The organism is Catellatospora paridis (genome assembly GCF_009720365.1).
Classification (GTDB): domain Bacteria; phylum Actinomycetota; class Actinomycetes; order Mycobacteriales; family Micromonosporaceae; genus Catellatospora; species Catellatospora paridis.
Genome location: NZ_ML769312.1, coordinates 882,824 through 906,244, shown reverse-complemented (window position 1 = coordinate 906,244; position 23,421 = coordinate 882,824). Strand labels below are relative to the sequence as shown.

General features: G+C 73.0%; 18 protein-coding genes. 9 read left to right on the top strand and 9 right to left on the bottom strand.

Annotated elements, in window-relative coordinates; genetic code table 11:
- Positions 1-3: 3 nt before the first annotated feature.
- Positions 4-432, bottom strand: coding sequence for an ATP-binding protein (locus F9C41_RS04090; protein WP_155385200.1), 429 nt, complete (start codon positions 430-432; stop codon positions 4-6).
- Positions 429-1,289 (bottom strand): MEDS domain-containing protein, encoded by an 861-nt coding sequence (locus F9C41_RS04085; RefSeq protein WP_155385199.1) that lies wholly within the window; start codon positions 1,287-1,289, stop codon positions 429-431. The genes F9C41_RS04090 and F9C41_RS04085 overlap by 4 nt, the downstream gene beginning before the upstream one ends.
- A gap of 466 nt (positions 1,290-1,755) precedes the next feature.
- On the opposite strand from F9C41_RS04085, the gene F9C41_RS04080 reads away from it, so the two are divergent.
- From F9C41_RS04080 to F9C41_RS04045, 8 genes are all read left to right on the top strand, one after another.
- Positions 1,756-4,395 carry a discoidin domain-containing protein gene (locus tag F9C41_RS04080; RefSeq protein ID WP_230689277.1) on the top strand — a complete coding sequence of 880 codons (2,640 nt, stop codon included), beginning with the start codon at positions 1,756-1,758 and terminating at the stop codon, positions 4,393-4,395.
- Positions 4,396-4,639: 244 nt separating this feature from the next.
- Entirely contained in the window at positions 4,640-6,379 is a 1,740-nt protein-coding gene (locus F9C41_RS04075; protein ID WP_155385198.1) for a putative bifunctional diguanylate cyclase/phosphodiesterase, read from the top strand.
- Between the two features lie 157 nt (positions 6,380-6,536).
- Complete coding sequence (locus F9C41_RS04070; RefSeq protein WP_230689276.1) at positions 6,537-7,970, top strand: uracil-xanthine permease family protein; 1,434 nt, start codon at positions 6,537-6,539, stop codon at positions 7,968-7,970.
- 80 nt (positions 7,971-8,050) lie between these two features.
- On the top strand, positions 8,051-8,842 hold the full coding sequence (locus tag F9C41_RS04065; protein WP_155385197.1) for an SDR family NAD(P)-dependent oxidoreductase: 792 nt from the start codon (positions 8,051-8,053) through the stop codon (positions 8,840-8,842).
- A 141-nt stretch (positions 8,843-8,983) separates the two neighbouring features.
- Positions 8,984-9,706 (top strand): histidine phosphatase family protein, encoded by a 723-nt coding sequence (locus tag F9C41_RS04060; RefSeq protein WP_155385196.1) that lies wholly within the window; start codon positions 8,984-8,986, stop codon positions 9,704-9,706.
- Positions 9,690-10,550, top strand: a complete 861-nt coding sequence (locus F9C41_RS04055) for an NAD(P)H-hydrate dehydratase (RefSeq protein WP_155385195.1) — start codon at positions 9,690-9,692, stop codon at positions 10,548-10,550. The genes F9C41_RS04060 and F9C41_RS04055 overlap by 17 nt, the downstream gene beginning before the upstream one ends.
- A gap of 58 nt (positions 10,551-10,608) precedes the next feature.
- The gene (locus tag F9C41_RS04050; protein WP_155385194.1) at positions 10,609-11,619 is read left to right on the top strand and encodes a hypothetical protein; all 1,011 of its coding nucleotides are present in this window, start codon (positions 10,609-10,611) and stop codon (positions 11,617-11,619) included.
- A gap of 102 nt (positions 11,620-11,721) precedes the next feature.
- On the top strand, positions 11,722-11,946 hold the full coding sequence (locus tag F9C41_RS04045) for a hypothetical protein (protein ID WP_155385193.1): 225 nt from the start codon (positions 11,722-11,724) through the stop codon (positions 11,944-11,946).
- 77 nt (positions 11,947-12,023) lie between these two features.
- On the opposite strand, the gene F9C41_RS04040 is transcribed toward F9C41_RS04045, so the two are convergent.
- The gene (locus tag F9C41_RS04040; RefSeq protein ID WP_155385192.1) at positions 12,024-13,067 is read right to left on the bottom strand and encodes a glutathione S-transferase family protein; all 1,044 of its coding nucleotides are present in this window, start codon (positions 13,065-13,067) and stop codon (positions 12,024-12,026) included.
- 161 nt (positions 13,068-13,228) lie between these two features.
- Here F9C41_RS04040 and F9C41_RS04035 point away from each other — a divergent pair, with 161 nt between their 5' ends.
- Positions 13,229-16,360, top strand: coding sequence for a BTAD domain-containing putative transcriptional regulator (locus F9C41_RS04035; RefSeq protein WP_155385191.1), 3,132 nt, complete (start codon positions 13,229-13,231; stop codon positions 16,358-16,360).
- Positions 16,361-16,367: 7 nt separating this feature from the next.
- Here F9C41_RS04035 and F9C41_RS04030 read toward each other — a convergent pair whose 3' ends face one another.
- From F9C41_RS04030 to pdxR, 6 genes are all read right to left on the bottom strand, one after another.
- On the bottom strand, positions 16,368-17,264 hold the full coding sequence (locus F9C41_RS04030; protein ID WP_155385190.1) for a hypothetical protein: 897 nt from the start codon (positions 17,262-17,264) through the stop codon (positions 16,368-16,370).
- Positions 17,265-17,415: 151 nt separating this feature from the next.
- Complete coding sequence (locus F9C41_RS04025) at positions 17,416-18,912, bottom strand: sensor domain-containing diguanylate cyclase (protein ID WP_155385189.1); 1,497 nt, start codon at positions 18,910-18,912, stop codon at positions 17,416-17,418.
- A gap of 1 nt (position 18,913) precedes the next feature.
- Positions 18,914-20,098, bottom strand: a complete 1,185-nt coding sequence (locus F9C41_RS04020; RefSeq protein ID WP_155385188.1) for an FIST signal transduction protein — start codon at positions 20,096-20,098, stop codon at positions 18,914-18,916.
- Positions 20,099-20,251: 153 nt separating this feature from the next.
- Positions 20,252-21,154, bottom strand: a complete 903-nt coding sequence (locus F9C41_RS04015; protein ID WP_155385187.1) for an extracellular catalytic domain type 1 short-chain-length polyhydroxyalkanoate depolymerase — start codon at positions 21,152-21,154, stop codon at positions 20,252-20,254.
- Between the two features lie 97 nt (positions 21,155-21,251).
- Positions 21,252-21,926 (bottom strand): class I SAM-dependent methyltransferase, encoded by a 675-nt coding sequence (locus F9C41_RS04010; protein WP_230689275.1) that lies wholly within the window; start codon positions 21,924-21,926, stop codon positions 21,252-21,254.
- Between the two features lie 94 nt (positions 21,927-22,020).
- Positions 22,021-23,388 (bottom strand): MocR-like pyridoxine biosynthesis transcription factor PdxR, encoded by a 1,368-nt coding sequence (gene pdxR, locus F9C41_RS04005; RefSeq protein WP_155385186.1) that lies wholly within the window; start codon positions 23,386-23,388, stop codon positions 22,021-22,023.
- Between the last annotated feature and the right edge of the window lie 33 nt (positions 23,389-23,421).

The following is a 23,421-nucleotide window of genomic DNA, read 5'->3' as shown; positions in this document are numbered from 1 at the left end:
GGATCAGAGCTGGATCTTGACGGTCACGGTGGTGCCGGGGTCCCGGCCGGCGATCGTCATCTCGTCGGTGAACTGGCGGACCACCCAGAGCCCGCGCCCGCCCTCGGTGCTCAGCGGCACCTGACGCATGCCCGCGCCCGCGGTGTCGGCGATACCCGGGCCGTCGTCGCTGACCTCGCAGAGGATCACGCTGTCCCGACGCCACAGGCGCAGCCGGCCACGCCCGCCGCCGTGCCGGATGGCGTTGGTGGCGAGTTCCGTGGCGACCACCAGCAGCCTGCCCAGTCCCGGCTCGGCCAGCCCGAATTCGCCCGCGTGCGCGGCGACCGCCGCGCGCAGCGAGTACAGGTCGTCGGCGACGAAGACGGTGTCCAGCCCCATCGACTCCGCCACCGCGGGCGAAGGATCCTGGAACTGGTCGGCGCCCGTCATGACTGCCTCGGCAGCGCCAGCTGCGGCACGTGTTCAGCGCCGACCGCGTCGATCACCACGGCGACCGCGGCCGGGCACGAGACGGTCATGCGCCGCCCGGCGGGCAGCGTCGCGGCGGCCTTCACGATGGCCGTCGCCGCCGTGACGTCGATGAAACGCAGCTTGCTCAGGTTCAGGTGGATGTTGTCGTCCAGGCGCAGCGCCTCGGTCAGCGCCTGCTGCAGGGGCTGCAGATGGGTGTAGTCCATCTCGCCGGCGATGCGCACCCCCGGCGGGCGGTGCTGGCGGCAGATCCGCAACAGGGGCGTGTCGTGGTAGGCCAGTGCCGCGACCGTCTTGTGATGGGCGTCGGTGGCGAACGCCAATGTCACCGAGTCGAACGTCTCGCGGTCGTACTGGCAGATCGCGGTCAGCCGCCCGTCGGTGAACAGGCTCGCGGCCTGCTGCTCGAAGGCGACGAGCTGGTCGACGGCGATCGGCCGGCCCGCCCAGCACATGTCCGCGCTGACCCGCAGCCCAGGCATGCCGCGCCGGGCAGCCTGGTGCCGCTCCTGCGCGATCAGGGCGACCATGCGCTCGGCGGTCGCCCCGCCGTCCACGGCCGGGGCGTCCTGGCTGGCATACAGCGTGAGTTGGCCGCGGCCGATGGCGGACGCGGTGGCCACCTCGCGCATGGCGAACTCCTCGGCCAGTTCGTCCGGGGTCAGCGCGCCGGTGAAGCAGATGACGCGCTGACCGCGGTGCAGGCCGTCCGCGACGAACTCGGCGACCAGGTCCAGCCGCTCGTCCGGGTCGGTGAACGTCAGGCAGGCGTGGTCACCCGGGTTGATCTCGTCAACGGTCACCGCATCCGCCATGGGGTCCCTTTCCTCGGCGCGCGTGGCAAGCCGTCAGTACCCGGCGGGAACCCCGCCTAACCAGGCCGGCGTGCATTTGTGCAGCAGATGCCACATTCTCCGCCACATGATCGGACATTCTCGCGCCGTTCGCCAGCGCAGGAGGTCACCGACCGTTCGTCCCGACGGCCGCCGGTCCTCGCGACACGCGCCCGCCGCTCGCCGTCGATCGTGGGCAATCGCTCTCCCATGATCCAAGAAACGGGGCCGTGCCAACTCGTCCTCCGGAATGCAGTACCCGGCAACAAAAGCGCTGCCTGGGCACCTTCTCAACGGATCTCCGCGACACACGGCGGAAACACGCCCTTGACAGCTATCGAACAAACGACAACTCTCTGTTTCAGAGAGCGCTCTCTACCGTCCACCGACCGTCCTGATCGCACAGGCCGGTCGGCCCCGTCGTCCAGTCCCCTAGCAGGGAGAAGAGATGCAATCCGTCCCCCGTCTGGCCGTATCCCGCGGCAGACCTCTGTACGCCCTCGTCCTCGCAGTCGTCGGCGTACTGCTCATGGCCTACCTGGTCGTGATCGGCAACAGCACGGCGAACGCCGCGGTGACCCTGCTGTCGCAGGGCAAGCCCGTCACCGCGTCGTCGGTGGAGAACGCGGGCACGCCCGCGACGGCCGCGGTCGACGGCAACAACGGCACCCGCTGGTCCAGTGCCGCCAGCGACCCGCAGTGGATCCAGGTGGACCTCGGTGACACCGCCACCCTCAGCCAGGTCATCCTGCGCTGGGAGGCGGCGTACGCCACCGCGTACCAGATCCAGACCTCGGCCAACGGCACGAGCTGGACCACCGTCTACAGCACGACCACCAGCACCGGCGGCGTGCAGACGATCAACGTGACCGGCTCCGGCCGCTACGTGCGGGTCAACGGCACCGCGCGGGCGACCGGCTACGGCTACTCGCTGTGGGAGTTCCAGGTCTACGGCGAGATCGGCGGCGGCTCCGGCGGCTGCGGCACCGCGAACGTTGCCCAGGGCAAGCCCGCCACCGCCTCCTCGGTCGAGAACGCCGGCACGCCGGCCTCCAACGCCGTCGACGGCAGCGGCACCACCCGCTGGTCCAGCGCCTTCGCCGACCCGCAGTGGGTGCAGATCGACCTCGGCGTGGCCACCCCGATCTGCCAGGTGATCCTGACCTGGGAAGGTGCCTACGCCACGGCGTACCAGATCCAGGTGTCGGCCAACGCGACCAGCTGGACCACGGTCTGGAGCACCACCACCGGCACCGGCGGCACCGCCACGATCAACGCGTCAGCCTCGGCGCGCTACGTGCGGATCTACATGACGGCCCGGGCCACCGGCTGGGGCTACTCGCTGTGGGAGGTCGCCGTGCGCTCCGGCACCCCGACCTCGCCCAGTGCCAGCCCCAGCACGCAGCCCTCGCCCAGCCCCAGCGGCGAGGTCATCCCCGGCGGCGGCTCGCTCGGCCCGAACGTGAAGGTCTTCGACCCGTCCATGTCCGGGGCGACGATCCAGGCGCAGGTCAACACCATCTTCACCGAGATGGAGTCCAACCAGTTCGGCCTGCAGCGCTACGCGCTGGCGTTCAAGCCGGGCACCTACAGCGGGTTCAACGCCCAGATCGGCTTCTACACCTCGATCATGGGTCTCGGCCAGAACCCCGGTGACGTGCGCATCAACGGTGACGTCACCGTGGACGCGGGCTGGTTCCAGGGCAACGCCACGCAGAACTTCTGGCGCTCGGCGGAGAACCTGTCGATCTACCCGTCGGCCGGGTTCACCCGGTGGGCCGTCTCGCAGGCCGCGCCGTTCCGGCGGATGGACATCCACGGCGACCTGAACCTGGCCCCGAACGGCTACGGCTGGGCCAGTGGCGGCTACATCGCCGACAGCCGGGTCTCCGGCGCGGTCGGGCCGTACTCGCAGCAGCAGTGGTACACCCGGGACAGCCAGATCGGCAGCTGGGTCAACGGCGTGTGGAACATGGTGTTCTCGGGCGTCGTCGGCGCACCGGCCAACGGCTTCCCGAACCCGGTCTACACCACGCTGGCCACCACCCCGCAGAGCCGGGAGAAGCCGTACCTGTACCTCGACAGCGGCGGCAACTACCGGGTCTTCGTCCCGTCCCTGCGCAACAACGCCTCCGGCACCACCTGGGCGAGCGGCTCCACGCCCGGCACCTCGCTCCCGCTGACCTCGTTCTACGTGGCCAAGCCGGGCGACAGCGCGGCGCGCATCAACCAGGCGCTGGCGCAGGGCCTGCACCTGCTGTTCACGCCGGGCGTCTACCACATCAGCGGCACGATCAACGTCAACCGGGCCGACACCGTGGTGCTGGGTCTCGGCTACGCGACGATCATCCCGGACACCGGGGCCATCCCGATGTCGGTGGCGGACGTGGACGGCGTGAAGATCGCCGGCCTGCTGTTCGACGCGGGCCCGGTCAACTCGCCGGTGCTGCTGCAGCTCGGCCCGAACGGGTCGTCGGCCAGCCACGCCGGCAACCCGACGTCGATCTCGGACGTGTTCTTCCGGATCGGCGGTGCGCACGCCGGCAAGGCCACCACCAGCCTGCTGGTCAACAGCAACAACGTGATCATCGACCACATCTGGGCGTGGCGCGGCGACCACGGCGCGGGCATCGGCTGGACCGTCAACACGGCCGACTACGGCGTCATCGTCAACGGCAACAACGTGCTGGCGACGGGTCTGTTCGTCGAGCACTACCAGAAGTACAACGTGGTCTGGAACGGCCAGGGCGGCAGGACGATCTTCTTCCAGAACGAGCTGCCCTACGACCCGCCGAACCAGGCGGCCTACATGAACGGGGCCACCAGAGGCTACGCCGCGTACAAGGTGGCCGACACGGTGACCAGCCACGAGGCCTGGGGTCTGGGCGTCTACTGCTACTTCAACGTGGATCCGACGATCCACGCTGCGAGAGGCATCGAGACGCCGAACAACCCCAACGTCAGGTTCCACAGCGTGTCCACGGTGTCGCTGGGCGGCAACGGTGTGATCGACAACGTCATCAACACCACCGGGGGTCCCGCGCAGGGCACGGCCACCGTGCCGAGCACCGTCACCAACTACCCGTGACCTGGATGATCCACAGGTAGGTGACTGATCGTGGGCCGACCCGGCCGGTGTGCCGGGTCGGCCCACTCGCGTCATGGCGCAGCCGCGAGGGCCGGGGTGCCACCCGTCCCGGACGACGGAGCCGGACCGGTGGGGCGCGGCAAGTGACCTGCGCCTCATATCGCCACATACACCGATGGGTGTGGATGTTTTGCCTGGTCGTGACTAGCCTTCTAAGCCGGCTGCCGGATCGGCGGAGGTGACCATGGCGGTTACGGGAGACATCGGCACGCTCGCGCGTGCCGCGGTCGTGGTGGACGCGCACACCCCGTGCGAGTCCCTTGAGGCGGCGTTTCGTGCCCGTCCCGACCTGACGGCGGTGATCGTCACCGACGGCGACCGGCTGGGCCTGATCATGCGGAGCCGGTTCGACCAGAACATGTCGGGTCCTTTCGGCTACGGACGGCTGCTGTGGGCGCAACGTCCGGTCGGCACCATCGCCGACTGGTCGCCGCTGCGGCTGGCGGCCGCGACCACCGCGGCCGCGGCGTCACACCAGCTGCGCACGCGAGCGGCCGACCACCGCTACGACGACCTGGTCATCGACCTCGCCGGCGGCGGCGTGGGCACGCTGTCCGCGGCCCAGCTGTTCGACGAGCTGGCGACCCAGTTCGCCGACCGCGCCGTACGCGACGACCTCACCGGCCTGGCCAACCGCGCGCACTTCCTCGATCTGCTGGCCGCGGCCTGCTCCGACGCCTGCGGCGAGGGGGACCGGGTCGCGGTGGCGTTCGTCGACATCGACGGCATGAAGCGCATCAACGACTCCCACGGCCACCAGGCCGGCGACGCGGTGCTGACGCTGGTGGGCCGGCACATGCACGATGCGCTGCGGCCCGGCGAGGTCGCCGCGCGCCTCGGCGGCGACGAGTTCGCCGTGCTGGCCCGGATGGGCCGCAGCGACCCGGCCGAGGACGAAGCACAGGAGCTGGGGCAGCGCTGCCTGCACGCCATCGCCGCGCACGACGGCGGCGACCCGGCGCTGAGCCCGTACGCCAGCGTCGGCGTGGCGGTGTCCGGTGACCGGCCGGACCCGCAAGCCCTGGTCAGCGAGGCGGACATGGCCATGTACCGGGCCAAGCAGGCCGGCGGCAACCAGGTGGAGTTGGCCGTCGGGGTCGAGGCCAACCTGCCCGGCGACGTCGACTGCGTCGACCGCACGGTGCTCCAGGCCGTCGAACACGGCGAGCTGCGGCTGTACTACCAGCCCATCGTGCGGATCAGCGACCGTACCGTACGGTCGATCGAGGCGCTGGTCCGCTGGCAGCATCCGACCATGGGCCTGCTCGCGCCCGCCCGGTTCCTGCCGGGCGCGCAGCGGGCCGGGCACCTGCCGGCGCTGGACCGCTGGGTGCTGCGCCAGGCCTGCCTGGACCTGGCCTGGCTGGACGCGGCGCTGGGCGACCGGTCGCCGGAATGGGTCAACGTCAACCTGTCCGCGCCCACCCTGGCGGGACCCTTTGACGAGATGGTCGAGGCGATCCTGGCCGAGACCGGCCTGGCGCCGTCACGGCTGCGCCTGGAGCTGGCCGAGGAGGCGGACCTGCAGACCCTCGCCGCGGCCCGACCGCGGCTGGAGCGGCTCATCGCGCAGGGCGTGTGGCTCACCCTCGACGACATGGGCGCCGGGTCGACGAACCTGCGATACCTGTCGACCCTGGCCATCCACGGCATCAAGATCGATCGGGCGTTCGTCTCCGGCATGCTGCACAATCCGCGCGACCACGCCGTCGTCAAGCTGCTCACCGACCTCGCGCACGGCCTCGGCATGCAGGTCACCGGCGAAGGCGTCGAGTCGGCCGCCGAGCTCACCGAACTGGCCCGGCTCGGAGTCGTCAACGCCCAGGGCTACCACCTCGCCCACCCGCAGCCACTGGCCCCACTGACCCAGTGGCTGTCCGTCCGCCGCGCGTCGCACGACCACCCGGTGCGCGAGCCGTTCTGAGGCGGCCGCGCCGCCGGAGGCGCGGGGAGACCGGGAAAGTCGTGGCGCGGCCCGCGCGCCCCGCGGTGCGCGGCCCTGGCCGCGGTGCATCCTGTGATCAGCCCCCCGCTGGACGGCGTCCGTGGGCCGGGCGGTTCGAGAGGGCGTGGGGTGGCCGGTGTTCGGTTGGCGTGAGGTCTACGGGGGCAGGACGCCGCCGCCCGGTCAGGTCGTCGCGCCCGACGAGCGGCTGTCCTGGCCCCGCATGGTCGGCCTCGGCGCGCAGCACGTGGTGGCCATGTTCGGGGCGACGTTCGTCTTCCCGATCGTCATGGGCCTCAACCCGCAGCTGGCGATCATGATGAGCGGCGTCGCCACGATCTGCTTCCTGCTCATCGTCAAGGGCATCGTGCCCAGCTACCTGGGCACCTCTGCCTCGTTCGTCAGCGCGGTGGCGGCGATCCGGGCCCAGGGCGGCGACTCCGCGCAGGTCACCGGTGCGATCCTGGTCGCCGGTCTGGTGCTGGCGCTGGTCGGCCTGCTCATCCACCTGCTCGGCTTCCGGGTGCTGCACGCGGTGCTGCCGCCCGTGGTCACCGGCGCGGTGGTCATGCTGATCGGCTTCAACCTCGCCCCGGTCGTGGCGTCCGTGTACTGGCCGCAGGACCAGTGGGTGGCCCTGGTGACGATGACGTTCGTCATCGTGGTCGCGGTCGCCGCGCGCGGGTTCGTGGGCCGTATCGCCATCTTCCTCGGTCTGATCTTCGGGTACCTCCTGTCCTGGCTGCTCGACCGCGTCGCCGGGCCGATCACCTCGGTGCTGCCCGGCGCGAGCGGGCCGACCACGCACGACCGGGTCGACTGGTCCGGCGTGGCCGCCGCGCCCTGGGTCGGCTTCCCTCCGCACACCAGCACCGGCGCGGACGGCAACGAGGTCGCCGGCTGGCATGCCCCCGCCTTCTCGTTCGCGTTCATCCTGCTGGTGCTGCCCGCGGTGGTCGCGCTGATCGCGGAGAACGCCGGGCACGTCAAGGCGGTCGCCGAGATGACCGGCCGCGACCTCAACCCGGTGATGGGCAAGGCCATCGGCGCGGACGGCGTCGCCACCGTGCTGGCCAGCTCCGTGGGCGGCTCGCCGACCACCACGTACGCGGAGAACATCGGGGTGATGGCGGCGACGCGGATCTACTCCACGGCGGCGTACTTCATCGCGGCGATCGTGGCGATCCTGTTCGGCTTCTCGCCGAAGTTCGGCGCGGTCATCTCGGCCACTCCCGGCGGCGTGCTCGGCGGCATCACCGTCGTGCTGTACGGCATGATCGGCCTGCTCGGCGCGAAGATCTGGAAGGAGAACGGGGTCGACTTCGGCAACCCGATCAACCTCGTCCCGCTGGCCGCGGGCATCATCATCGCGATCGGCGACACCTCGCTCGTGTTCAGCCCGACGTTCCAGCTCAGCGGCATCGCGCTGGGCACCATAGTCACCATCGCCGGATACCACCTGGCCCGCTGGCTGGCCCCGGCGCACCTGCGCGAGCAGCAGAGCCTGGAACGCCCCTGCCCGGGCGTCGGGGTGTCACCGGCCGAGCAGCGCGGCGCCGCCGACGCCTGAGCCCGCGAGGCCACCCCCACCGGGCGCGTCCTTGGCCGGATGTTCCCTGGTGAGGGGCGTGCCGCTGCGATGATGATCCGATGATGATCGACCTGTCCGGGCGCACCGCGCTCGTCTCCGGTTCCACCCAGGGCATCGGGTACGCCATCGCCGAGCGGCTCGCGCGCAGCGGCGCGCACGTGGTGGTCAACGGCCGCGGCGCGTCGACCGAGCAGGCGGCGGCCCAGCTGCGCGCCGGCGTGCCGGACGCGAAGGTCACCGCGGTCGCCGCCGACCTGGCGACCGCGGAGGGTGCGGCAGCCATGCTCGACGCACTGCCGCAGCTCGACATCCTCGTCAACAACCTCGGCATCTTCGAAGCCAAGCCGGTGCTGGAGATCGACGACGCCGAGTGGCGGCGCTTCTTCGAGGTGAACGTGCTGTCGGCGGTGCGGCTCATCCGGCTGTACCTGCCCGGCATGATGGCGCGCGGCTGGGGGCGCGTGCAGTCCATCGCCAGCGACTCCGCGGTCGTCACGCCGATCGAGATGGTGCACTACGGCGTCACCAAGACGGCGCTGCTCGCGGTCACCCGCGGCTACGCCAAGGCGGCCGCCGGCACCGGCGTCACCGTCAACTCGGTGATCGCCGGGCCCACCCACACCGCCGGCGTGGAGACCTTCGTCGCCGAACTGGTCGGCTCCGAACTGCCCTGGGACGAAGCGCAGCGCCAGTTCATGCGCGAGCACCGCCCGTACTCGCTGCTGCAACGCCTGATCGAACCGGAGGAGATCGCGAACATGGTCGCCTACCTGTGCTCAGACCAGGCCTCCGCCACCACCGGCGGCGCCCTGCGCGTCGACGGCGGCTACGTCGACGCCATCCTCCCCTGACCGACTCCTCGTGTTGATCATGAACTTATGGCACGGTTCGACGGCGTGTCCCCGGCACAACTTCATGATCACGGACCTGAAGAGGTGTCGACGGCGAGCGGACGGGTACCTCAGTGACCTCATCTGCGGACAAGGGGAGATATGGGCGAGTTGGAGTGGCTGGGCGCCGTACGCCATGCCGAGAGCGTCGGCAACGTCGCCGCCCTGCTCGCCGAGGGTTCGGGAGCGCAGCGGCTGGACCTCGCCCCGCGGGACCCGGACGTGCCCCTGTCGGACCTGGGCCGGGAACAGGCCGCCGCCACCCACGGCTGGCTGGCCGGCCTGCCGAAGCCCGACCTGGTGCTCGTCTCGCCCTACCTGCGCACCGTGGACACGGCCAAGGCCATGACCGACGGACTCGATCTGCGGATGTCCTGTGACGAGCGGCTGCGTGACCGGGAACTGGGCATCCTCGACCTGCTCACCGCCCGCGGCGTGCAGGAGCTGCATCCGACCGAGGCCGAACGCCGGCAACGGCTCGGCAAGTTCTACTACCGGCCGCCGGGCGGCGAGTCGTGGGCGGACGTGGCGCTGCGGATCCGGATGCTGCTGACCGACCTGCGCCGCGACCACGACGGCCGGCGGGTGCTGCTGGTCACCCACGACGTGGTCGTGCAGATCATCCGCTATCTGGTCGAGGACCTCGACGAGCAGCGGCTGCTCGACCTGAGCCGGGCCGCGGCGATCGTGAACACCTCGGTCAGCGTATGGGCCCGCGACGGCGCCGGCCGCCTCGCGCCGCAGCTGTTCAACGACATCGCCCACCTGCGGGCCCGGGACACCACGCCGACCCGGGAGGAGGGCCTGCGTGCCGAACCGGTCTGAACCCAGCATCGTGACCGTGCAGCTGCTGCGCGACTGGCCGCTGCCCGAGGTCGCCGGAGGCAAGGACAGCCGCGGCACCGCCCTGATCGTCGGCGGCTCCCGGCACACGCCCGGCGCGGTGCTGCTGGCCGGGGTCGCCGCGCTGCGGGCCGGCGCGGGCGTGCTCCAGCTCGCGGTGGCCGAGTCGACCGCCACGGCGCTGAGCATCCAGGTGCCCGAGGCGCTGGTGCTCGACCTGCCCGAGCCCGGCGCCGACCGTGCCCTGCCCGACCGCCTGGCCGAACTGGCCGGGCAGGCGTCGGCCGTGGCGGTCGGTCCGGGGCTGGGCGACATCGACCACGCCGCCGCCGTGCTGCGGCACGTGCTGGCGGCGACCCGGCCGGAGACCACCGTGGTGCTGGACGCCTACGCGCTGGGCGCGCTCAGCAAGGACCCGTCGCTCACCGCGGGCCGGCCCGGCTCGTACGTGCTCACCCCCAACATCGACGAGGCCAGGTACCTGCTCGGCGGCGAACTCGACGAGGACCTGATGGACGTCGCGGTGCGCATCGCGAAGCGCTACCGGGCCGTGGTGTCGCTGTTCGGGCGCATCGCCGACCCGGACGGGCGGACCTGGTGGGAGCAGACCGGCGGTAGCGGCCTGGGCACCTCCGGCAGCGGGGACGTGCGCGCCGGCGTCGTCACGGGCCTGCTGTGCCGGGGCGCGGAGCCGGCGCAGGCGGCATGCTGGGCGGCGTACGCCCACGCGGGCAGCGCCCAGCGCCTGGCGCCGCGCTTCGGCCGGATAGGCTTCCTGGCCCGGGAGCTCGCCGACGAGATCCCCGCGGTGCTGGCCGCGGTGTGAGGGCTCCAGGCCGGGGCAGGACGCGGTGCCTGTCAGGCGCTGCGCCTAACATCCGGCCATGACGTTCACGTCTGTGCCCCGGCGCCTGGACCTCGCGCACCTGTTCCCGGGGCTGGCCGCGCACGCTCGCACCGCGACGCGCCTGCATCCCCGGCCCGGCGTGCCGTCGATCACCGGCAGCCATGTGGGCGGGCCGCTGCTGTGGCCTGCCGACGAGCCGTGGCCACGGTGCGCTCGACCGCACCGGGTGGAGGAGCGGCATCCGATCTCGCCCGAGCAGGCGGCCCGGCTGGGCCGCCGATCCGACCCGATCAGCACGGCCGTGCAGTATCCCGGGTTCATCGGCATCCACCACGACGAAGCCGGCACGCACGTGATCACTCACGTGAACCGGTCCGCGCCTGAGCCCAGCCCGCTGCTGCCGGTGGCGCAGCTGCGCGCCCAGGATGTGCCGGACCTGCCGCTGCCGCCCGGAACGGACATGTTGCAGGTGCTGTGGTGCCCACACGTGCACCCCGAAGACCGCGATCAGTACGGACCGGCCGTGCAGCTGCGCTGGCGGAGCGCGGCCGGGATCACCGCGCCGCAGGCGCCCGCGCCCGCCCCGACGGTCGTCCCGGATGAGATGTTCCACCCCCGCCCCTGCGTGCTGCATCCGGAGCAGGTCGTCGAGTATCCGTGGTGGCAGGAACTGCCCGAGACGCTCGGCAGCCAGGTGCGCGCTTTCGACGACAGCCGCGAGTTCGGGCAGCCGTCGTACTACGCGGTGTCGCAGGCGCGCGGCTGGAAGGCCGGCGGCTACGCGAACTGGGGCAGCACCGACCGGCTGCCGATGACCTGCGAGGGCTGCTCGCGGGAGATGACGTTGCTGCTGTCCATGACCTCGGCCGAGTCGTTCGGCGGCACCTGGCGCACCGAGCAGGAGAGCCACCTCGAGCCGTCATGGACGGATCCCCGGTGGCGCGACGCGGACCGGCCCACCGGGGTGAGCGTCGGCTGGGACGACGCGTTGCGCGTCTTCGCCTGCCTGAGCTGCCCCGGCACGCCGTTCCGGCTGAACTCCCAATAGCGGCGCGTGGGGAGCTGGCGTATCCGGAGGCGGCCGACACGGCACCCCAGGAGTCACGCGTTTTCGGCCGCGTGCCCAGGTCTGGGTCGTAACGTCGAGGCCATGGACGAGCAGAGCATGTCCTCCTGGTGGAACGATGGGTTATCGGGCGAGGACCGCGATGAGTGGTGCGTGGCGCTGGACGAGGGAATCGTCGGTGAGGACTTGTTGATCACGCTTACCGATGGACAGCGGTCCTGGCTGGAAAACGCCGAGGGGGCGACCGCGACCATGGGCCCGGACCTGCAGGCGTTCGTCGCTGAGGAGTGCGCCAAGCGGCTGAGATGAGCGGCACGGGCGGTCGTCGACCCGTTCGGGGGGATCGGGACCGCCCATCCCAGCTGCTGCTACCCGGCGCTACAGAGCTAGGCCCCGGGCAGGCGGGGCACGGTTTCGCCAGCCGGCACCGGGCTGGGCGGCGTGCCGTCGCCGAACGGGCGGCCGCCCAGCTCCTCGCGCCCGTGCGGGCTGAGCCAGGCGGACAGGTCCGGGCCGGCGGGCACGATCCCGGTCGGGTTGATGTCGCGGTGCACCTCGTAGTAGTGCGACTTGATGTGCCCGAAGTCGACGGTGTCGCCGAACCCCGGGGTGCTGAACAGGTCCCGGGCGTACGCCCACAGCACCGGCATCTCGGCCAGCTTCTGCCGGTTGCACTTGAAGTGCCCGTGATACACCGCGTCGAAGCGCACCAAGGTCGTGAACAGCCGCACGTCGGCCTCGGTGATCGTGTCGCCGACCAGGTAGCGCTGCCGGTCCAGCAGCTGTGACAGGGCGTCGAGCCGGGCGAACAGCCGCCGGTACGCGGCCTCGTACGCCCGCTGCGACCCGGCGAAGCCGCACTGGTAGACGCCGTTGTTGACGTCCCGGAACACCAGGGCGTTGACCTCGTCGATCTCGCCGCGCAGCGCGGCCGGGTACAGCTCGGGCGCACCGGGCCGGTGGTGGGCGGTCCACTCCAGCGACAGGTCGATCGTCATCGGGGCGTAGTCGTTGGTCACCACCTTGCCGGTGGCGACGTCGACGATCGCGGGCACGGTGATGCCGCGCTCGTAACCGGGGAACCGCGCGAAGAAGGCGTCCTGCAGCCGCTCGATGCCCAGCACCGGATCACGGCCGCCGGGGTCCAGGTCGAACGTCCAGCTGCGCGCGTCGTGGGTCGGCCCGGCCACCGCCATCGGCAGCGCCTGCTCCAGCCCGAGCAGCCGGCGTACGATCACCGCCCGGCTCGCCCACGGGCAGGCCCGGCTGACGACGAGCCGGTAGCGGCCGGGCTCGACGGGGTAGCCGTCGCGGCCGTCGGCGGTGATCCGGGTGGCGATGTAGCGCTGGTCGCGGGTGAACTCGCCGCCGGGGTTGACGTAGCGGCCCTGCTCATCGGCGCTGGAGGTGTCCGTCGCGGTGTCGGTCATGGCGACAATGATGCCCGGTCGTGGTGCGGAAGATTAGTCCATACTGGACGGACACTGCGTTCTGCCGTGAATTCCCGACAGAAGGATTGTCCGTCGGTCCGGCGCGGCGGAGCCTTCGCACGGGGCCGCGGCACGTCGAGCAGACCGGAGGAGGATTGACGATGGTCAGCGGGCCGAGTCGCCGGATCGTGGTCGCGGCGGCCGGTTACGGCAAGACGACCCTGCTGCGCAGTCTGTGCCCGCCGGCGCGGGCGCGCTGGTGGCAGGGGGGCGCCGATCCGTGCGGATTCGTCCGCCGGGCGGCTGCGGACGAGGTGCGGTGCCTCGTGCTGGACGACCTGCCCGCGCTGTCCGCGCCGGGGGTGCGTGACCTGCTGATCGCGATCGAGGAGCTGCCCGAGGACGCCGAGGTGGCCCTGGCCTCGCGCACGCCGCTGCCGTGGCGGCACGCCGGCCGCCCGGGTCGCTGGACCGAACTCGGCCCCGCCGACCTCGCCTGCACCGTGGACGAGATCGCCGCGCTGCTGGCGGAGGAGGGCGGCACGGCCGATCCCGACCTCGCCGCGGCGCTGCACACGGCGACCCGCGGCTGGCCCGCGCTGGTCCATTTCGCGGTGGAGGCGGTGCGGCTGGGTGGCTCGGCAGTGGGGGAGTCGGCCACCACGCTGGCCGTGGGTGGGCTGGCGGGGTACGTGCGCACGGAGGTGCTGGGCAGGCTGCCTGAGGTGGCCCGGCGGCTGCTGGCCGACGTCGGCGACCGGACGCCGGTGACCGCCGGCCTGTGCGCGGCGCTGGGCCATGCGGACGCCGAAGGGCTGATGGACCTGTTGCGCCGGACCGGCCTGCTGGTCCGGGGTCCGGCGGTGCCCGGCCTGCCGGACGACGACCACGTCGTGCCAGTGGTGGCGCGGGTGGCGGGCGGCGCGGGAGACGTGCCGGCAGAGCGGGTCCGGGACGGGACCGGGGAGCCGCGCGAAGCCGATCCGGCAGGGGCGGCGGTGTCGGATCGGGACGGCACGGTGAACCCGGAAGAGGCCGAGCGGGCCCGGGCCCGCATCGCGGCGGCGTGGTACGACCGGCACGGTCCGCCCGGTGCGGCGGCGCGGGAGCACCTGCGCTCCGGCGACCATGCCGGGGCCGCCCGGGTGCTGCGCGAGCACGGCGACCGGATCATCGCCGCGGGGCGCGCCGACCTCGTGACGGCGCTGGTGGCGGTGCTGCCGGAGGCGGAACGCGACGACCGGCTGGCGCTGCTGCGGGCCGACGCGCTGCGCACCGCGGGCGAGCTCGAGGCAGCGGCGCGAGCCTACGAAGAGCTTGGGGCGAGCGGCCCGGATCTGGCCGCGGGGCTGGCCTGGCGCGCCGGTCGGGTCGCCTACCAGCGTGGCGACGCCCGCGGCGCGCTGGAGGTGTTCGCCCGTGGCGACACCGCCGGCGACACCGCGGACACGGCGCTGCTGGCGGCCTGGCGCGCGCACGCGCACCTGCTCGCCGGGGACACCGACAGCGCGGTGGCGGCGGCTCGCACCGCGGTGGGTCGCGCCCTGCCGTCCGGTGACGACGCCGCGCTGGCCACCGCGTACCTGAGCGTGGCGCTGTCGCTGGCCGTCTCGGGTGACGTCGCGGGCAGCGAGGAGCATTTCGCGCTGGCGCTGCCGATCGCGCACCGTACCGGCGACGTGCTGCTGCTGACGCGTATCCACACCAACCGCACCTTCCAGCACCTGCAGGCGGCGCGCTATCCGGCGGCCCTGGAGTCGGCGCGGCTGTGCGCGGCGTACGCGCGGGCGGCCGGATCGCCGAGCCTGCAGGCGATCGCCACCGGCAACGAGGCCGACGCGCTGGCCATGCTGGGCCGCTACGACGAGGCGGTGCGCCGTTACCGGGCGGCGATCGGCCACTATCAGCGCTTCGGCTCGCGCCGTTTCGCCGGGGCGGTGCTGGGCCTGGCCGAACTGTTCCGGCGGCGCGGCTGGCGTGAGCAGGCGCGTGCCGCGTACGAGCAGGTGGTGGAGGTCGCCTCGGGCACCGGCAACGCGCACGTGCTGGTGCCGGCGCTGGCGGGGCTGGCCCTGGTGCTGCTCGGTGACGACGTGAAGGCGGCGGCCGGGCACGCCGACGCCGCGGTGGACCAGGCCGGGCCGGAGATCTCCGGTTCGGCGCTGCTGGCGCAGGGCTGGATCGTGCTCAGCCAGGGCGAGGCGCGCCGGGCCGCGGACCTGTCCACCGAGGGCGCCCGGGTGGCCCGCACGCAGGGCGACCGAGCCGGGCTGGCCGATGCGCTGGAGCTGCGCGCGGCCGCCGAGGACGACCGGGCGCGCGCCGCCGCGGCCCTGCGTGAGGCCCAGGCGATCTGGGCCGAAGCCGGGGCCGAGGTGGAGGCGGCCCGGATCGCGGTGCTGATGAGCCGGATGCCCGGCGCGGGTCCGGACGAGCGGGCCGGTGGGCTGCTCGGCGAGCGGCGGCTGGCGGCCGCCGACGCGCTGGCCGACCGGATCGGCGGCGGATCGGCCGCGGCCGTGGACGGCTCCCCGGTCGTGGTGCGGGCGCTGGGCCGGTTCGAGGTGGAACTGGCCGGGCAGGTGGTCCCGGCGTCGTCGTGGCAGTCGCGCAAGGCTCGGGACCTGCTGCGCATCCTGGTCGGGCGGCGGGGCCGGCCGGTGCCGCGCAGTGAGCTGAGCGAGCTGCTGTGGCCCGACGGCGATGCGCAGCGCACGGGACACCGGCTGTCCGTGCTGCTCAACATCGTGCGCGGGGTGCTCGACCCGGCCCGGGTGCGTCCCGCCGACCATCACCTGGTCGCCGACCAGGGCAGCATTGCGCTGAACACGGCCACCACGGGAGTGGACGTGGAGGACTTCCTCGACCAGGTGGCGCGGGGCCGTCGCCTCGTGGAGCAGGAGGCCTTGGCGCAGGCGCGGCTGATCCTGCTGGCCGCCGACCAGCTGTACCGGGCCGACGCGTTCGAGGACGAGCCGTATGCGGAGTGGGCGGGTCCGCTGCGCGAGGAGGCGCGGGCGGCGTACCTGGCGATGCTGCGGATGCTGGCACACACCAGCCGGGCAGCGGGCCAGCCGGGCGCGGCCGTCGGTTACCTGTTGCGCCTGCTGGAGCGTGATCCCTACGACGAGCGGGCGTACCGGTCGCTGGTGCGTACGCTCGTCGCGGGCGGGCAGCACGGCGAGGCCCGGCGCGCCTTCGACCGCTACGCCGAGGCGATGCGGTCGATCGGGGTGCGCCCGCCGGACCGGGACCTGCTGGTCCCCGTCCAGCGGGCCGCAGCCCCCCGTTGAGCCCCGGTCAGTGGAACGTGCCGATGCGTGCCCCGTAGGTCGTCAGCGACGGATCGTCGGCGGGACCCAGCAGACTCGCCGGGCGGGCCGCCGGTACCGGCAGGCCCGGCAGGCCCGGCAGCGCGCCGGTGCGGTCGGCCCGCGCCTGCCCTTCGCCGAGCGGCCGCAGCTGGAAGCCGTCGAGGTGGCTGCCGGGGCCGCTGACGGTCGCGCCGATGCCGAACGTCCAGCCCAGCGTCATCGGCATGAGGGTGGCGAGCTTCGGCCAGGTCTGGCCGGTGACGGGAATGCCGATCGCCCGGTACAGGTTGATCAACGCCCCCGGTGGCTCCACCACGGTGTGGCAGATGGCGTACGCGGTCAGTGCACCGCCGCCGCCACTGCCCGAGGTGTGCACGCTGACCTGCGACAGGTAGCCGTCGGGCGCCATCTCGTCGAGCCGCCAGTTGTCGACCCTGCGGTCCATCGCGAATCCGAAGCCCAGCAGGACGGCCGGCTCCGGGCACGCGGCTTCGATCGAGCTGCCCTGCATCGTGGTGTTGGCCACGCGGGTCGGGGCCACCAGGGTCCGGGCGCAGATCACCTGGGCGACGACGGAGAACGCCACCGCGCTGTCGCTGCGCGGCCGGGCGGACACGGTGGCCGAGCGGAGGTCCTCGGCCGGTTCCAGGCGGGTCAGCAGCACCCCGCCGGTGGTGCCGTTGATCCAGCCGCCGACGGCGAACACCCAGCTGTCGTCGGGGCACGACACGACGACGGACTTGGCGGCGGTGTCCGTGGGGCTGATCTGCTGCTCCAGCGTGACCAGCGGGTCGGGGAGGGCCGCCGCCGGCGCCGCCGGGGTGAGCACGGCGCCGAGGACGGCGGCCGCGACGATCACACGCATGGTGGGTGCTGCCTTCACCGCTTGCTCCTCTCTTGTGGCGGTCCACGGCGGACGGCCGCCTCCCATCATCGGGACGCGTATCACGGTGGCGTCATGGTCGCCGGATGGCCGACAGGCGACATGCCGACCCGGCGACGGAGCGGGAGACGGGTCGGCCGGAGCGGGCGGCTCAGGCCCGGACGGTTCCCGGGCGGGCGTTCGGATCCGCCGAGGCGGGGTCGTAGAGGGCGTAACCGCCCGCGTCGGCGCGCTTGGCCTGATACATGGCCAGGTCCGCGTGGCCGACCAGCTCCACCGGATCGGTGTGGCGGGGCGTGCTCAGCGCGATCCCGATGCTCGCTCCGACCCGCAGGCGCTGGTGTGCCACGTACATCGGCTTGCCCAGCGCGGTGCCGATCCGCCCGGCCACCGCGGCGGCGTCGCTCGGCCCGTCGACCTGGTGCAGCATCACCGCGAACTCGTCGCCGCCGAACCGCGAGGCCAGGTCGCCCCCGCGCAGCTGGGCGGCGATCCGGTCGGCGGTCACCGTGAGCAGCTGGTCGCCGGCGGCGTGGCCGAGCGTGTCGTTGATGTCCTTGAACCGGTCGAGATCCAGGAACAGCACGGCGACCGTGGTTCCTTCGGCGTCGGCGATCGCCAACCGCTGGGTGAGCTGTTCCATGAACAGCCGGCGGCTGGCCAGCCCGGTCAGCGCGTCGTGGTGGGCCTGCTGCATCCGCAGCACGGTGTTGGCGTCGGTGAGCGCGAGGCTGACGTTCTGCGCGAACACCCGCAGCGTCTGCACGTCCGACGGCCCGTACACCCGGCCGTCGTCGCACGACGCGACGACGAGCGCGCCGGTCACCACACCGCTGTCGTGCACCGGGGCGCCCATCGACGCGCACACGGAGCCGTTGCCGAACCGGCTGATCACCTCGCTCGCCGCGATGCCGCCCTGGCGCACCACCACATCGCCGACGGTCATGGCCTGGTTCGCGGTCGCGGCGTCGGTCAGGTCCGCGGTGAGCGCGCTGCCGGGCAGGATGCCCGACGCGTCGGCGGCCGACAGCAGCCGTGCCCGCCCGGTGTCGTCCTCGTCCCGCAGCCACAGCAGGCTGATTTCGTCGCCGAGCAGGTCGCGGGCGGCCAGCGTGATGGTGTCGAGGATCTGCTGCAGGTCCTCCCGGCGGGAGATCGCGCGCTGGATGGTGAACAGCTGCTCCAGCAGGCGCTGGCGCTCCTGCAGTGACTCGCGGATGGACTGCTCGGCGGCCAGCGTCCGCAGCATGGTCAGGGTCAGCTCCAGCAGCCGGGCCATACCGCGGATCAGGTTCTGCTCCTCGATGGCGAAGGGCTCACCCCACCGGGCCAGCACCAGGTGCCCCGGTTTGCTGCCCGCCCACGCCGCGGTGGCCACCGGGCAGCGCCCGATCCCCGGCACGTCCAGCGTGTCGCGCTGGTGCAGGCTCACCGCCACGATGTCCTCGTTCGGCACCGCGCCGAGCGGGAAACCGATGGACGCGGCCACCTTGCCGTCGAAGACCACGGCCGCGACCTCGGCCTCCAGCGCCTGGGCCGATCGTTCGACCGCGTGCTGCACGGCGGAGGCCTCGTCGGTCGACGACGACACCACAGCCATCAGCTCGACGAGCTGCTGGATGTGCAGCGACTCGGCCGAGCCGGGCATCTCAGCTCAGCGCCAGCACGGCGAGCGTCTGGTTGTGGAAGCCGTCGATGCCGTGGTTGCGGGCTATCTCCCCGTACGTGTAGAAGCCGGCGTACGGCAGCGGGCCGGCCCAGCGGTCCAGCCGTGCCCCCTCGCGCTGGATGCCGTCGTCGCCGAGGACCGCGCGGATCGCGGCGCAGCTGAAGGTGAGCATGCCCAGGGGCGCGTGTCCCTCCAGGCGGGCCAGTGCATCGCGGCACGCGTCGTCGGTGGCTTCGAGGATGGACTCCTCGTCACCGGTCATCACCCAGGTCAGCCCGCCCGGGTCGATGGCGCCGCCGCCGCCGATCGATCTGCCGACCAGGTCGACCTCGGTGGACAGGTTGCGGGCCTCGACGCCGCTGCGGCGCTGCACGCCCAGCGGCCGGGGCAGCGCGAACTCGGTGAACGCGGCCGGATCGGTGTACGCCTCCGGTGGCGCGTCGAGCCGTTCCAGGTAGACGTCGAGCGCGGGGCGGTCGTCGAGGGTGTACACCCGGCCGTCGAGGCTGCGCGTGACGATCATCGGCTGCCCGACCGTGCGCCAGCCGTGCTTGACCGCCACCGCCAGGGGCGCCTCGGAGGCGAGGGCGACGCCGATCACCGCGTCGGTCAGCACCTGGCCGTCCTTGAACAGGTAGGCGCCGCTCATCCGCCAGCCGTCGGCCGCCGCGCCGCCGAACAGCGGCACGCCCGCGCCCAGTGCCCGGTAGCAGCCGCGCACGATGCTCTCCTGGTCACGGACCAGACCGTCGGTGAGCAGCATCAGCACCTTGTGCGGCAGGTCGACGTCGCGGACGCAGCCCGCCACCTCGAAGCCCGCGTCGCCCTGCCGTCCGGTGACGTCGGTGGCCACGCAGGTCTGCACCTGGAAGCCCGCGCCGCCGATGGCGGCCACCGTGATGGTGCCGTCGGCCGGGCCGCCGGGCCCGATCTCGCCGTGGGTGGTGCAGCCGACCACGGGCACGCCGGGCGCGGCCTCGGCCAGCCCCGCCAGCACGGCCTGCGGGTTATGGGTGATCGCCGCGAAGGCGATCAGCAGCTTGGGGTCCGGACCGCGCAAGGCCCCGCGTGCGGCCTCCATCGCCGCGGGGTGAGAGTCGGCCGCGTGACTGCGTCCGACACCCATCCAGCGCCTGCCCGGCTCCTGCTCACCGGAGACGTCCACCGCACCTCCCGCCGCCGACCGACCACGGTTACGTTCGATTTCTCCAGAATTACGCTACTACGCCCGCCCGTGCGCCGGGACTGCTGATACGGATGATGCCGGTGTGCACAGGCGGGCCCGGTCCCCCTGGCAGCGGGACCGGGCAGCGGCGGGTCAGCCCCGGTGCTTGCGGAAGAACTCCCAGATCAGGTCGGTGGCGTTCACCCCGGCGTCCGGATCGGCGAGGGCGCCCTGCTGCGCCCCCGGCCAGCTGTGCCCCATCTGCGGCAGCCGGTAGACGACCAGCTCGCTGCCGTCGGCACAGGCCGCCACGCTGCGGGTGCCGCCGGCGGGCAGCTTCGGGCCCGCGGCCGGGGCCGCCTTGCACGACAGGCGCTCCTGCCAGGCGGTCAGCCCGGACTCGAAGGCCGTGACGTAGCGGTCCATGCCGCCGACAAAGGTGATCACCGATACCGGCGTGCTGGGACGGAAGTCCGCCTGGGTCGCCTTGCCGCCACTGAACCCGCCGCTGACGGGGGCGATCGCGGCGAAGACGCCGGGCATCTCGACGGCGAGCCGGTAGGACATGTCTCCGCCGTTGGAGATGCCGGTGGCGAAGATCGCCTTCGGGTCCGCGTGCCAGCGCTCCACCATCCGGGCGACCAGGCTCTTGATCAGGCCGACGTCGTCCTCGGAGCCGCAGCACGACAGCGCGTTCAGCCCGCCCGCGAAGCCCTCCGGGTAGAGCACCAGGAATCCCTCGCGGTCGGCCTTGGCGTTCATGCCGCTCGTGGCGGCGATCCCGTCGGCGTCCCCGGGGAAGTAGTGCATGGTGACGACCAGCGGGAGCGGGGTGGTGCCGTCGTAGGAGGGCGGCGCGTGCACGACGAACGAGCGATTGCTGCCGTTCCAGGCAATGGTCAGTCGATGGTCGCCGGGCGCGGGGGTCTCCACGACCTCGGGGGACGCGGCCGCCGAAGGTGTGGACTCGGGTGGGCTCGCGGGGTCCGCATCGCAGCCGGCCGCGGTGGCGGCGAGCAGGGCGACGACGGCGATGGCGCGGCGTAGCTCAGACATGGCGGCGAGCCTAGCTCGCATAGTCCAAGCACGACGGTCCCCGGCCGCGACCTGGGGGGCCGTCGTGATCCGCGGGGCGACCGCGGATCACGACGGATCAGTACAGACGTCCGGGTCGCGGCGCCGGCTCGGGCCGCCACTCCGACGGGCCGGTGCCGGGCGTACGCGCCAGCCGCAGCCACAGGAACGGCTGCAACTCGCCGCCCGGGGTGTAGTGGTGCTCGCGCTCGACCTGCACCACCTGGAAGCCGGGGAACTGCACGGCCAGGCTCTCCTGGTGGAAACGAGCCACCGGCAGGCCCGAGCACGTCTCCGGGCCGGCCTCGGAGAACACGCCGATGACGATCTGGCCGCCGGGCGCGACGGCGGCGTCGAGCACGCGGCGGTAGCGGTCGCGGTCGGCCGGGTCGGTGAGGAAGTGGAACACCGCGCGGTCGTGCCACACGTCGTAGTGCCGCAGCGGCGCCCACGTGAGCAGATCGCGGCTCATCCAGTGCGCGGCGCCGGCGCGTGCGCCGACCCGCCGGCGCGCGACCTCGAGCGCCGCGGGGGCGATGTCCAGCACGGTCACGTCGGTGTAACCGCGGTCGAGCAGCGCGTCGACGAGGGTGGAGGCGCCGGCTCCGACGTCGATGACGGAGCGGCCGGGGCCGGCTGACTCGACGAGCCGCATGGACATGGCGGACTCGGCCTGGTACCAGCTGGCCTGGTGCGGGGCGGTGCGGTCGTAGACGGACTGCCAGTGCTCGGCGGGACCGGAGGGGCGTGACACACGATCAGATTGCCACCGCCGCGGGATGAGACGATCACGGACCACCAGGTGATCATGTGCGCCGATGTGTTAAGTGCCCTCGCATTTGGGGTCGTTACAGAAGTCGGGCCAGTGCCGCCACCGCCGCCGCCAGCTCGTCGGGGGACCGCGCGGCGTAACCCAGCACCAGGCCGGGCGGACCGGTCGCGCCCAGGCGCAGGTCGGACAGCGCCAGCGGGCCCAGCCCGGCGGCGCGGGCCCGGGCGGCCAGCGCCCGGTCGTCGACCCCGGCCGGCAGCTCGGCCACCAGGTGCAAACCCGCGGCGATACCGGAGACGCGGACCTGCGGCAGATACCGTCGCAGCGCCTCGACCAGCGCATCGCGGCGGGTGCGCTGGGCCCGGCGGGCCCGCCGCAGGTGCCGGTCGTAGCCGCCGCTCGCGAGGAGTTCGGCGAAGGCGAGCTGCTCCAGGGCCGAGCCGCCCATGTCGGCGTCGCACTTGGCCTGGCGCACCGCGGCCAGCCAGGCAGGCGGCGGGACCAGCCAGCCGCGCCGCAGGCCCGGCGCGAGCGCCTTGCTGGCCGAGCCGACCAGCGCGACCACGTCCGGGGCGAGCCCCTGCAGGCAGCCGACCGGCTCGCGGTCGTAACGGAACTCGGCGTCATAGTCGTCCTCGATGACCAGACCGCCGGTGCGCCGGGCCCAGGCGATCAGCTCGGCGCGGCGGTCCGGCGCCAGCACCGCGCCGACCGGGAACTGGTGCGCGGGCGTCACGAACACCGCTCGCACGCCGCCCAGCGCCGACACCACCAGCCCGCGGTCGTCCACGGGCACCGGCCGCAGGCGCAGCCCGTGCGCGAGCAGGTGGTCGCGGATGCCCGCGCTGCCCGGATCCTCGACGCCGACCTCGACCATGCCGCGTGCAGCCAGCACCCGGCCCAGCAGGCTCAGCGCCTGGGCCGCGCCCGTGGTGACCACGACCGCGTCCGCGCCCAACCGGGCCGCACGGACCCGGCCCAGGTAGCCCGCCAACTCGGCGCGCAGCCGGGGCACGCCGGCCGGGTCGGTGTAGTCCAGATCGGTGTCCAGCGCCGAGGCCAGGGCACGCTCGTACGCCCGCCGCCACGCCGCCCGCGGGAACATGCCCAGGTCAGGAACGCCGGGGCGCAGGGGAGCGACACCGGCCGGCGCGGGCGCGGGTGACGGGTGCCCATGGTCGGGGGCCGCGTCGGACAAGGGTGCGACGACGGTGCCGGAGCCGCGCCGGCTCACCAGCCGCCCCTCGGCCACCAGCTGCTCGTATGCGCTCACCACCAGGCCGCGGGACACGCCGAGGTCGGCGGCGAGGTCCCGGCTGGACGGCAGCCGGGTGCCCGGCGGGATGCGCCGCCCGGAGATGGCCTCACGCAGCGCCCCCGTCAGCCGCTCGCCGACACCGGGGCGAGCCCGGTCCAGGTCGACCAGCGCTTCGCGTACCGCCAAGTGGTCCTCGATTCCAAGCGTCGAGTGGCCCTG